Raw genomic sequence first — 11,355 nt, forward strand, 5'->3', positions numbered from 1 at the left:
CGGGGGCGGGGGTCAGGGCTGGAGCACGAGCCGGGCGGCGACCCGGCCGGCGAGGACGTCGTCCACCGCGTCGTTGATGTCGTCCAGCTTGCGGGTCTCGTAGACGACCCGGGTACGGCCGGCGGCGTGCAGCGCGAAGACCTCGGCCAGGTCGGCGCGGGTGCCGACGATCGAGCCGAGCACCGTGATGCCCTTGAGCACCGTCTCGAAGACGGGCAGGGTGATCGCGTTGTCGGCGGGCAGCGACACCAGCACCAGCCGGCCGCCGCGGCGCAGCGAGCGGTGCGCCTGCTCGATCACGCGAGGGCTCGCAGCCAGCACGATCGCCACGTCCACGCCGCCCAGCGCGGTGATCCGCTCGACCGGGTCGGTGGTGGCGGCGTCGACGGTGTGCGCGGCGCCGAGCGAGGTGGCCAGGTCCAGCTTCTCGGCGGTCACGTCCACCGCGATCGTCTCGGCGCCGAAGATCTGGGCGTACTGCTGGGCGAGGTGACCCAGGCCGCCGATGCCGAAGATCGCGACCCGCTCGCCCGGCCGCACCCCGGCGACCTTGACGGCCTTGTACGTGGTGACGCCCGCGCAGGTCAGCGGCGCGGCCTCGAACGGGTCCACGCCGTCGGGCACGCGCACCGCGTACCGGGCGGCGGCGACCGCGTACTCGGCGTGCGCGCCGTCGATGCTGTAGCCGGTGTTGCGCTGCGACTCGCACAGCGTCTCCCAGCCGGTCACGCAGTACTTGCAGGTGCCGCAGGCCCATCCGAGCCAGGGCAGGGCGACGCGGTCGCCGACGGCGTGCTCGGTGACGCCGGGGCCGACCTGCTCGACCAGGCCGACGCCCTCGTGTCCGGGGACGAACGGCGGGGTGGGCTTCACCGGCCACTCGCCGCGGGCGGCGTGGATGTCGGTGTGGCAGAGTCCGCTGGCTTCGATGCGGACCAGGATCTCGCCCGGGCCGACCTCCGGCACGGGACGCTCGGTGATCTCCATCGGACGGTCGAACGCGGTGACGACACTGGCGCGCATCGGGGGCCTCCCTCTCTCGTTCTCCCCCTCAGCGTCGTCCACCCGGGAGCGTCCGGGCAGGGGCGCAGGACCGCGGTGACCCGGGACCAACGGCCCTCCTCGCGGGCGCGCGGGGGAACGGCGGTACGGCCGCCGGTGACGTACCGGCGGCCGTACCCCTGGGGTGCTCAGCGGTCGACGACCAGGCGGCGGGCCCGCAGCAGGCGCGCCCACCAGGGCCTGTGGTCCGGGCGCAGCCGCGGCGCCGGCACGCCGCGCAGGCTGACCCATCCGCCCGGACCCATGGTGACGGTGCCGACCGACGGCGGGCGGCGCCGCGACCACACCGCCACGGCGGCGGTGAGCGCGGCCACCGCGAACGCGCCGGTGGCGGCGGCGACCAACTGGTCGGGTTCGACCACGCGCCGGTAGCGGACCCGGCCGCCGGCCGCGACGAAGACGCCGACCGGGCGGCCGTCACGGTTCACCGGCACCAGCGCGGCGTCCCCGGGCAGTTCCAGCACCGGGCCGACCGGCCCGGCCGGGGCGGGGGCGGGAGTCGCGGCCGGCGGCGGCGCGGGCCGGGGGAGCGGCGTGACAGCCGGTCCGGTCGGGTTGAAGATGGCGGTCATGGTGCGGCCCTCCTAGCGGGAGTCGGACTTCTCGGTGCGGGCCTCGACGGCGGCCCGGCCGGCGGCCAGCCGCGCCACCGGCACCCGGTACGGCGAGCAGGAGACGTAGTCGAGCCCGGCGTCGGCGAAGAACCCGATCGAGTCCGGATCGCCGCCGTGCTCACCGCAGACGCCGACGGTCAGGTCCGCCCGGGCCGCCCGCCCCTCGGCGACGGCGAGGCGGACCAGCCGGCCCACGCCGGTGGCGTCGATGCTCTCGAACGGCGACACCGGGAAGATCCCCCGCTCCAGGTACGCGGAGAAGAACGCGCCCTCCACGTCGTCCCGGGAGAACGCCCAGGTCATCTGCGTCAGGTCGTTGGTGCCGAAGGAGAAGAAGTGCGCCTCGGCGGCGATGTCCCCGGCGGTCAGCGCCGCCCGGGGCGTCTCGATCATGGTGCCGACCGGGATGTCCGGTGCGTCAGGCACCTCGGCCAGCACCCGCCGTGCCTCGTCCGCCACCGCGGCGAGTTCCCGCACGTCACCGACGAGCGGCACCATGATCTCCGGGCGCGGGTCACCGCCGGCCCGGACCCGCTGCGCGGCCGCCTCGGCCAGCGCCCGCACCTGCATCGCGAACAGGCCCGGCACCACCAGCCCGAGCCGTACGCCCCGCAGCCCCAGCATCGGGTTCGTCTCGTGCATGCGCCGCACCGCCGCCAGCAGCACGCCGTCGTGGCCCGGTTCCTCGCCGCGCGCCTGCGCGCCCGCCACCCGGGCGGTCAGCTCGGCGAGCGGAGGCAGGAACTCGTGCAGCGGCGGGTCGAGCAGCCGGACGGTCACCGGCAGCCCGTCCATCGCGGTGAGCAGTCCGAGGAAGTCGGCCCGCTGCAACGGCAGCAGCTCGTCCAGCGCGGCGCCGACCTCGGCCGGGCCGTCGGCCAGGATCAGCCGCTCGACCAGTTCCCGGCGCTCGCCGAGGAACATGTGCTCGGTGCGGCACAGCCCGATCCCGGCGGCGCCCAGCTCGCGGGCCCGGCGGGCGTCGTCCGGGGTGTCCGCGTTGGCGCGGACGCCGAGCGTGCGGACCGCGTCGGCGTGGCCGAGCAGCCGGTGCACGGCGGCGACCAGCGGGTCGGCCTCCGGCCGCAGCTCACCGGTCAGGTACCGGGCCACCGGCGACGGCTGCACCGGCACCTCGCCGAGCCAGATCCGCCCGCTGGTGCCGTCGATCGAGATCACGTCGCCGGCGCGCACCACCTGCTCGCCCACCGTGAACTCACCGCGTTCGACGTCGATGCGCAGCGCCTCGGCGCCGCACACGCAGGTCCGGCCCATGCCCCGCGCCACCACCGCGGCGTGCGAGGTCTTCCCGCCGCGCGAGGTGAGCACCCCGGCCGCGGCGATCATGCCGGGCAGGTCGTCCGGGTTGGTCTCCGGCCGGACCAGGATCACCGGTCCGTCGGCCGCCGCCGCGGCGGCCGAGTCGAAGACCACCCGCCCGACCGCGGCGCCGGGCGAGGCGCCGACGCCGACCGCGAGCGGCTCGGGCGCGCCGGCGGCGTCGAAGGCCGGGAACATCAGCTGGGCGAGCTGCGCCCCGCTGACCCGGGTCAGCGCCTCGTCGGCCGTGATCAGGCCCTCCTCGGCCAGTTGCGCGGCGATCACGAACGCCGCCGCCGCGGTGCGCTTGCCGACCCGGGTCTGGAGCATCCACAGCCGGCCGCGCTCGATGGTGAACTCGACGTCGCACAGGTCGCGGTAGTGCCGCTCCAGCGTCGCCATGATCTCCCGCAGCCGGTGGAAACTCGCCGGGTCCAGCCGCTCCAGCTCGGTCAGCGGCACCGTGTTGCGGATGCCCGCCACCACGTCCTCGCCCTGCGCGTCGGTCAGGTAGTCGCCGTACACGCCGGGGGCGCCGGTGGCCGGGTCGCGGGTGAAGGCCACACCGGTGCCGGAGTCCGGGCCGAGGTTGCCGAACACCATCGCCATCACGTTGACGGCGGTGCCCAGGTCGTCCGGGATGCGCTCCTGCCGCCGGTAGATCCGGGCCCGCTCCGAGTGCCAGGACTCGAACACCGCGCGCACGGCCAGGAACAGCTGCTCGTGCGGGGCCTGCGGGAAGTCGTGCCCGACGTGCCGGGTGAAGATCTTCTTGTACGTCTCGACCAGGTCGCGCAACTGGTCGGCGCCCGGCCCGCCCGGCCCGGCGGTGGCCCGCAGCGCGGCCAGCTCGTGCTCGAACTCCTCGGCCGGGATGCCGTGCACGGTCCGGCCGAACATCTGGATCAGCCGCCGGTACGAGTCCCAGGCGAACCGCTCGTCACCGGTGCGGGCGGCCAGCCCGGCCACGGTGGTGTCGTTGAGCCCGATGTCGAGGATCGTCTCCATCATCCCCGGCATCGAGTACCGCCCGCCGGAACGCACCGCCAGCAGCAGCGGGTCACGCGGGTCGCCCAGCCACCGGTCCAGCCGCGCCTCGACCTCCCGCAGATGCGCGTTGATCTCCTCGTACAGGCCGTCCGGCGGCGCACCGGTGGCCAGGTACGCCCGGCACGCGTCGGTGGTGACTGTGAACCCGGGCGGCACCGGCAACCCGAGCCGGGTCATCTCGGCGAGGTTCGCGCCCTTGCCGCCGAGCAGGTCGGCCCGGCTGCGGTCACCCTCGATGAAGTCGTAGACGTACTTCGACATGGTCCGGCCTCCTCGGCTGAGTCGTTCCACCTCCTTGGTAGCCGGGCCGGGCGGCGGCGCGGCAGGGCCGGACGGGACACACACCGGGCCGGAGGTCCCGAGAGTGTCGGGGGGTGCCCGTATCGTTCCGGCCGTGACCAACGAGGTGCTGCTCCGCCCGGTGCGCGACGACGACCTGCCCGCCTTCTTCGCCCACGAGCAGGACCCGCAGGCGAACTGGATGGCCGCGTTCGGCCCGAAGGACCCGTCCGACCGGGCCGCGTTCGACGCGCACTGGGCGCGCATCCGCGCCGACGAGCGGATCGTGAACCGCGCCGTCGTCGTCGGCGGCCGGCTGGTCGGGCGGGTGGCCGCGTTCCCGGTCGGCGAGCAGACCGAGGTCAGCTACTGGATCGACGCGGCGCACTGGGGGCGCGGCCACGCCACCGCCGCGCTGCGCGCGCTGCTGCGCGAGGTGCCGCACCGGCCGCTGCACGCTCGCGCCGCGAAGGACAACGCCGCCTCGCTCGCGGTGCTGCGCAAGTGCGGCTTCGTCGTGATCGGCGAGGACTCCGGGTACGCCCCGTCGCGCGGCACCGAGGTCGAGGAGTACGTCCTGGAGCTGCCCGCCGAGGGGTCTGACCAGGCAGACCGCTAGTCTCCCCGGGTGAACTGGCTGGAACTCGTCGGCTGGGCCGGCTCCGCGCTGCTGGTCTGGTCCCTGCTGCAGACCCGGATCCTGCGGCTGCGCGCGCTCAACCTGGTCGGCTGCCTCATCCTGATCGGCTACAACACCGCCGTGCAGGTCTGGCCGATGGTCGGGCTGAACGTGGTGCTCGCCGTGATCAACGTCTGGTACCTGCGCAAGCTGCTGGCGACCCGGCACGACGAGCAGACCTACCAGGTGGTCGAGGTGGGCACCGGCGACGCGTTCCTGGCGCACACGCTGCGGGTGCACGCCGCCGACATCGCCCGGTTCAACCCGGGCTTCCGCTGGGATCCGGCCGCCGCCGACCGCTCGGCGTTCCTCGTGGTACGCGCCGACGAGGTGGTCGGCGTGATGCTCTCGCACGCCGAACCGGGCGGGGTGGCCCAGATCGACCTGGACTACGTGACACCGCCGTTCCGCGACTTCACGCCGGGGGAGTTCGTCTACCGGCGCAGCCGGCTGTTCACCGACCGGGGCTTCCGCCGGGTGGTCAGCCCGCCCGGCATGATCGCCCCCTACTACCACCGGCTCGGGTTCCGCCCCGAGGGCGGCGCGTACGTGCTCGACCTGCCGGTCCCCGCCACGAGCGGGTGAACTCGGCACCCGCCGCCCGACGCTCAGTGATCACACAGGATTCAGGCGCGGGCCCGCGGGGCAACAGAGGGCCACGCCGACCGGATCTACCGGCCGGCGAGTCGGCCATCGGCCGACCCGGATCGGGCCGAGGGAGATAACCGGTCGTGCAGAGCTACTGGAGCCAGCTTGCCCTGGTCGGTGTGCTGGTGATCCTCAACGCGGTGTTCGCCGGCAGCGAGATGGCCCTGGTCTCCCTGCGCGACAGCCAGGTGCAGCGGCTGGAGCGCAGCAGCCGCGGCGGACGGACCCTCGCCCGTCTCGCGAAGGACCCGAACCGGTTCCTGGCCACGATCCAGATCGGCATCACACTCGCCGGGTTCCTGGCCTCCGCCGCCGCCGCGGTGTCCCTGGCCCGGCCGCTCGTCCCGCTGCTGGGCGTCTTCGGCAACGCCGCCGAGACCGTCGCCATCGTCGCGGTCACCCTGGTGCTCACGTTCGTCACGCTCGTCTTCGGTGAGCTGGCCCCGAAGCGCATCGCCATGCAGTCGGCCGAGCGGTGGGCGCTGCTGGTGGCCCGTCCGCTGGACGTGCTGTCCAGCATCACCCGGCCCGCCGTCTGGCTGCTGGGCGCGACCACCGACCTGGTGGTACGCCTGTTCGGCCTGGACCCGAAGGCCGAGCCGGACGAGATCGGCCCGGACGAGCTGCGCGACATCGTGGCCGGCAACCACGGCTTCACCAAGGAACAGCGCACGATCATCGCCGGCGCGGTGGAGATCGCCGACCGGCAGTTGCGGGCGGTGCTCGTACCCCGGTTGCAGGTCTTCACGCTCGACAGCGGCACCACCGCGGAGGCCGCGCGGCTCGTCCTGGCGGCGACCGGCCACTCCCGGGCGCCGGTGGTCCGCCACGGCGGCCTGGACGAGGCGGTGGGCGTGATCCACCTGCGGGACCTGGTCGGCGTCTCCGACGACCGGCCGGTCGACGAGATCGCCCGACCGCCGATGCTGCTGCCCGACTCGCTGCCCGTGGTCGACGCGCTGCGCCAGTTCAAGGCCGAGCGCCAGCACATCGCGCTCGTGGTCGACGAGCGCGGCGCGGTCGACGGGATCGTGACGCTGGAGGACATCCTGGAGGAGATCGTCGGCGAGATCTACGACGAGACCGACCGGGACCTGCGCGCCGTGCGCACCGAGGCCGACGGCACGCTGGTGCTGCCCGGCACGTTCCCGGTGCACGACCTGACCGACCTCGGCGTGGAGCTGCCGAACCGGCCGGCGGGCGACTACACCACTGTCGCCGGGCTGGTGCTGATCTGCCTCGGGCACATCCCGACGGTGGCGGGGGAGCAGGTGACCGTGGACGGCTGGGAGCTGTCGGTGGCCGGCGTCGACCAGCGGGCCATCACCGAGGTGCACGTCCGCCGCCGCGGCCGCCACGACGGCTCCCCGGACGGCGACACCACCGACGGCGCCGCCGGCCCGGCCGACGCCCCCGAACTCGACGAGGCACGCCGCTGACCGGCCCCGGCCGGTCCCCCGGCGCCCGGCTCAGCGGTGCCCGGCCGGCGGGCCGAACGGGAAGCCGGGCACCGGCGGAAGCAGCTGCACCGCGTCGGCGGGCAGCTGGCGGGTGCTCCGCCCGACCAACCGGGCGATCACCCGCAGCAGCCACGGCCCGGACGGGTGCAGCTCGGGGCCGATCAGCCGGCTGATCACCCGGGTCCACCAGTGCCCGGCGACGATCACGTCGGTGATCCGCAGCCGGTCCGGCGGCCACCCGCCGCGCACCACCACGTCCACCACCCGGCCCAGCCGCCGCCCGTGCAGGTCGTACGCGGTGCGGCCGAGCAGCTCACCCGCTCGCACGACCGGACCCCGGAATGCGCTCGATCAGGTGCCGGCGCAGCCACGCCTCCACCGGTGACGGCGGCAGGTCCGTCGCCGGGCAGCGCAGCCGCACCGCACTGTCCACCCGGGCGACCTGGGACAGCGGTACGCGCAACGGCGGCACCGGCGGGTCGTCGGTGAACCGGTCCGCCACCGCCACCAGCAGCCGCCCGACCCGCCCGCCGATCCGCTCGCCGAGCGCGCCCTGCCCGGTGAGCAGGCTGTCCACGTACGGGTAGCCCTCGTCGTCGACAGCGAACGCGATGTCGTCGACGCGCCCGACCAGCAACCCGTCCACGTCGACGATCTGCCGGTCGAGCAGCCGCCTGGCGAGCTGAACCCTCATGGCCCCATCCCCGTCATGATCGCCAGTGGGATCGCCGCCACCGAGGCCGCGACGATGAGCAGCAGGAACACCGCGCCGAGCAGGTTCAGCCACCGCCCGTTGACCCGGTCGCCGAGATACCCGCGGTCGTTGGCCACGACCAGGATCGGCAGGTACGTCAGCGGCAGCACCACCGCGCTCAGCACCAGCATGTACTCGGTCAGCCGCACCGGGTCCACAGTCGTCATCAGCATCACCACACCGAGCAGCAGACCGACGAGCAGCACGCTGTGGAACCGGGCCGCCTCCCGGGGGCGGACCCGCTTGCCCCACTGCCACCCGAAGTACTGCGCCGCCGCGTACGCCGCCGACAGCCCGGTCTCCAGCGCCGCGCCGAACGTCACCGCGAAGAACGCCAGCACCGCGGCGGCCAGGCCGGCGCCGCCGAGCGCCGTCGCCACCGGCCGCGCCACCTCGTCGAGCGTGCCCAACGACGCCTCGGACGGGTGGTAGGCCACCGTCGCCACGGCGACCAGCGACAACGCCAGGAACCCGCCCACCGGGAAACCGATCAGCACGTTCGAGCGGGCCCGCGCCAGGTCCGCCGCGCCCCACCGCTCCTCGACGCCGCCGGAGGAGAAGAAGAACACCTCGTACGGACTCACAGTCGAGGCGAACAACGCCACAGCCACGAACCAGTACAGCGGCCAGCCGTGCCCGGACGCGCTGACCTGCCACACGCCCTGCCCGAGTGCCGGCCAGTCGGTCGGCAGCGCCACCAGCGCGACAGCGAACACCAGCAGGGTCAGCCCGGCCAGGCCGAAGATCCGCTCCATCAGCTCGAACCGCAGCCGCCACAGCACCAGCCAGACGGCCAGCGCCGCGAGCGGCACCCAGAACAGGTGGCTCAGCCGGGTCGCCAGTTGCAGCGCCAGCGCCACCCCGCCCAGCTCCGCAGCGAGCGTGACCACAGTGACCAGCCACGACGCGACCAGGTTGAGCAGCGCCACGCGCGGCCCGAGACGCTCCCGGACCAGGTCGAACACCGCCCGTCCGCTCACCGCCGCGATCCGGCCGGCCATTTCCGCGTACGCGCAGATGCCGACCACCCCGACCAGCAGCACCCAGGTGTGGGCCATGCCGAACAGCGCGCCGGCCTGACTGGCCGCCACCAGGTCACCGATGTCGACGAAGCCGCCGACCGCCGACAGCACGCCGAGCGTGGCGGCGAACAGCTTCCTCACGTCGGATCGGGAGCGGATGTCCTCACCGAGGCGACGATATCGGCGTCAGTGCCCCTTTTCGGGCTGAATCGGCGAGCCCGCGGATGTCAGGCGGCGGTGAGGTTCTGCAGCCGTACCTGACCGCGCGCCACCAGCCGGCTGTCGGCGTCGGTGATCTCCACGAGCCAGAGCTGCTGGCTGCGGCCCCGGTGCACCGGCGTGCCGACAGCCGTCAGCTCGCCGTCCCGCACCGCGCGCAGGAAGTCGGTCTGGTTCGACACCCCGACCACGTTGCCCTTGTCGCCCAGCCAGAGTGCGCCGCCGATGCTCGCCGCCGTCTCCACCACCGAGCAGTAGACGCCGCCGTGCTGGATCCCGTACGGCTGGTGCAGCTCCGGGCGCACCTTCCAGCGGATCACCACCCGGTCCCCGCTGACCTCGTCGAACGTCAGGCCCAGCAGGGCCACGAAGCCACCGGTCATGTTCGGCATGTCCACCGCGGTTCCTCCTCGCGTTCGACGGCGCCGCCAGCCTAGTCGGCCGCACCTCGGCAAACCCGGTACGGGCCGGGCCCGGTGATGGGGGAGAATCGGTGACCGTGACCGACAGCAACCTCCCGCAGGGGCGGGACTCCCTGACCGACGACCTGCTGTGGCGGGGCCTGATCCAGGACTCGACCGGCCTCGACGAACTGCGCGAGCTGCTCGACGGCGGGAGCACCACCTTCTACGTGGGCTTCGACCCCACCGCGCCGAGCCTGCACATCGGCAACCTGATGCAGGTCGTCATGGCCCGCCGGCTCCAGCAGGCCGGGCACCGTCCGCTGCTGCTCGTCGGTGGCGCCACCGGGCAGATCGGCGACCCGAAGGAGAGCGCGGAGCGGACGCTGAACCCGCCCGAGGTGATCGCCGGCTGGGTGGAGCGCATCCGCGAGCAGCTCTCGCCGTTCGTCACGTACTCCGGGGAGAACGCGGCCCAACTGGTCAACAACCTGGACTGGACCGGCGAGATGTCGGTGGTGGAGTTCCTCCGGGACGTCGGCAAGCACTTCCCGGTGAACAAGATGCTCGCCCGCGAGGTGGTCAAGGCGCGGCTGGAGACGGGCATCAGCTACACCGAGTTCAGCTACCAGCTCCTCCAGGCCAACGACTACTTCGAGCTGCACCGCCGGCACGGCTGCCGGCTCCAGTACGGCGGCTCCGACCAGTGGGGCAACATCACCGCCGGGGTGGACTACATCCGGCGGCGCGGCGCCGGGCCGGTGGAGGCGTTCACCACGCCGCTGGTCACCAAGGCCGACGGCACCAAGTTCGGCAAGAGCGAGACCGGCACGATCTGGCTCGACCCGCAGATGACCAGCCCGTACGCGTTCTACCAGTTCTGGGTCAACGCCGACGACCGGGACGTCAGCCGCTACCTGCGGTACTTCAGCTTCCGCTCCCGTGAGGAGCTGGAGGAACTTGAGAAGGCCACAGCGGAACGCCCGCAGGCGCGCCTGGCCCAGCGGGCGCTCGCCGAGGAGCTGACCACGCTCGTGCACGGCGAGCGGGAGATGGCCCAGGCGGTCGCCGCGAGCCAGGCGCTGTTCGGGCGCGGCTCGCTCGACGAGCTGGCCCCGGAGACGCTGCGCGCCGCGCTGACCGAGGCCGGCCTGGTGCACCTCGACGAGCTGCCGGACGTGGCCGGCCTGCTCAAGGAGTCGGGCCTGGTGCCGAGCATGAAGGAGGCACGGCGGGTCATCGCCGAGGGCGGCGCGTACGTCAACAACACGCGTATCTCCGAGGTGGACGCCACCGTGTCGGCGGACGACCTGCTGCACGGCCGCTACCTCGTACTGCGCCGGGGCAAGCGCTCGTTCGCGGGCGTCGAGCTGCGCGGATAGCCGCCTGTCGACTGTGTGACGCGGGACGCGCCCAGCGGATTTGACGATCACTCCGCTGGGCGCGTAACTTTCTCTCTGCCAGCGCGGAACGGACGAAACAGGGCGAAAGACCTGGAAGGCCGGAGCGCAGGACCTGAGAACCGGGTGGTGCCCCGGATTCGCCGGGAGGCGGATTTGGCGAGGCGGAACCGACCGGGTAAGGTTCTCGGCCGGTAGGGAAACGGACGGGCCAGCGGGAAAACCGCGGGCGGCCGGCCTACCGAATTCCTCGGAACGACCGACGGAAGTCGGTTGAATCGGGGTGCCCGGTAAAAGGTGACGCACGACAAACTGGTTGACACCGGTTTGACACGGCAGAAACCACCGGGTAACGTAGTAAAAGTGCCCGGCGCGAGAGCGGCGGGTGGTTGAACGAAATGCCCCGGCTGGGGGTTCCGCGGTTGTGGGGCCTGGTGGTTGGTGTGT

General features: G+C 73.3%; 11 protein-coding genes. 4 read left to right on the forward strand and 7 right to left on the reverse strand.

Annotation, left to right across the window (positions count from 1 at the left end; genetic code table 11):
* Positions 1-12 precede the first annotated feature (12 nt).
* From adhP to ppdK, 3 genes are all read right to left on the reverse strand, one after another.
* The gene (gene adhP, locus IF06_RS0112515; protein WP_030271086.1) at positions 13-1,023 is read right to left on the reverse strand and encodes an alcohol dehydrogenase AdhP; all 1,011 of its coding nucleotides are present in this window, start codon (positions 1,021-1,023) and stop codon (positions 13-15) included.
* Positions 1,024-1,190: 167 nt separating this feature from the next.
* Positions 1,191-1,634: a hypothetical protein gene (locus IF06_RS0112520; RefSeq protein WP_030271088.1), complete on the reverse strand. Its 444-nt coding sequence runs from the start codon at positions 1,632-1,634 to the stop codon at positions 1,191-1,193.
* Between the two features lie 12 nt (positions 1,635-1,646).
* On the reverse strand, positions 1,647-4,307 hold the full coding sequence (ppdK, locus tag IF06_RS0112525; protein WP_030271090.1) for a pyruvate, phosphate dikinase: 2,661 nt from the start codon (positions 4,305-4,307) through the stop codon (positions 1,647-1,649).
* A 133-nt stretch (positions 4,308-4,440) separates the two neighbouring features.
* Between ppdK and IF06_RS0112530 the strand changes: the two genes are divergently transcribed.
* The 3 genes from IF06_RS0112530 (at position 4,441) to IF06_RS0112540 (ending at position 7,091) form a co-directional block, all read left to right on the forward strand.
* Positions 4,441-4,944, forward strand: coding sequence for a GNAT family N-acetyltransferase (locus tag IF06_RS0112530; protein WP_030271092.1), 504 nt, complete (start codon positions 4,441-4,443; stop codon positions 4,942-4,944).
* Positions 4,945-4,953: 9 nt separating this feature from the next.
* Positions 4,954-5,589, forward strand: a complete 636-nt coding sequence (locus IF06_RS0112535) for a hypothetical protein (RefSeq protein ID WP_013285567.1) — start codon at positions 4,954-4,956, stop codon at positions 5,587-5,589.
* A 146-nt stretch (positions 5,590-5,735) separates the two neighbouring features.
* On the forward strand, positions 5,736-7,091 hold the full coding sequence (locus IF06_RS0112540; protein ID WP_013285568.1) for a hemolysin family protein: 1,356 nt from the start codon (positions 5,736-5,738) through the stop codon (positions 7,089-7,091).
* Between the two features lie 30 nt (positions 7,092-7,121).
* On the opposite strand, the gene IF06_RS0112545 is transcribed toward IF06_RS0112540, so the two are convergent.
* The 4 genes from IF06_RS0112545 to IF06_RS0112560 all read right to left on the reverse strand — a co-directional run bounded on the left by IF06_RS0112545 (position 7,122) and on the right by IF06_RS0112560 (position 9,505).
* Complete coding sequence (locus IF06_RS0112545; protein ID WP_013285569.1) at positions 7,122-7,439, reverse strand: hypothetical protein; 318 nt, start codon at positions 7,437-7,439, stop codon at positions 7,122-7,124.
* Complete coding sequence (locus IF06_RS0112550) at positions 7,426-7,806, reverse strand: hypothetical protein (protein ID WP_013285570.1); 381 nt, start codon at positions 7,804-7,806, stop codon at positions 7,426-7,428. The genes IF06_RS0112545 and IF06_RS0112550 overlap by 14 nt, the downstream gene beginning before the upstream one ends.
* Positions 7,803-9,029 carry an NRAMP family divalent metal transporter gene (locus IF06_RS0112555; protein WP_030271094.1) on the reverse strand — a complete coding sequence of 409 codons (1,227 nt, stop codon included), beginning with the start codon at positions 9,027-9,029 and terminating at the stop codon, positions 7,803-7,805. The genes IF06_RS0112550 and IF06_RS0112555 overlap by 4 nt, the downstream gene beginning before the upstream one ends.
* Before the next feature lie 86 nt (positions 9,030-9,115).
* Complete coding sequence (locus IF06_RS0112560) at positions 9,116-9,505, reverse strand: PaaI family thioesterase (protein WP_013285572.1); 390 nt, start codon at positions 9,503-9,505, stop codon at positions 9,116-9,118.
* A 101-nt stretch (positions 9,506-9,606) separates the two neighbouring features.
* Here IF06_RS0112560 and tyrS point away from each other — a divergent pair, with 101 nt between their 5' ends.
* Positions 9,607-10,890, forward strand: a complete 1,284-nt coding sequence (tyrS, locus tag IF06_RS0112565; RefSeq protein WP_030271096.1) for a tyrosine--tRNA ligase — start codon at positions 9,607-9,609, stop codon at positions 10,888-10,890.
* Positions 10,891-11,355 lie beyond the last annotated feature (465 nt).

The organism is Micromonospora globosa, from assembly GCF_000717585.1.
GTDB lineage: Bacteria > Actinomycetota > Actinomycetes > Mycobacteriales > Micromonosporaceae > Micromonospora > Micromonospora aurantiaca.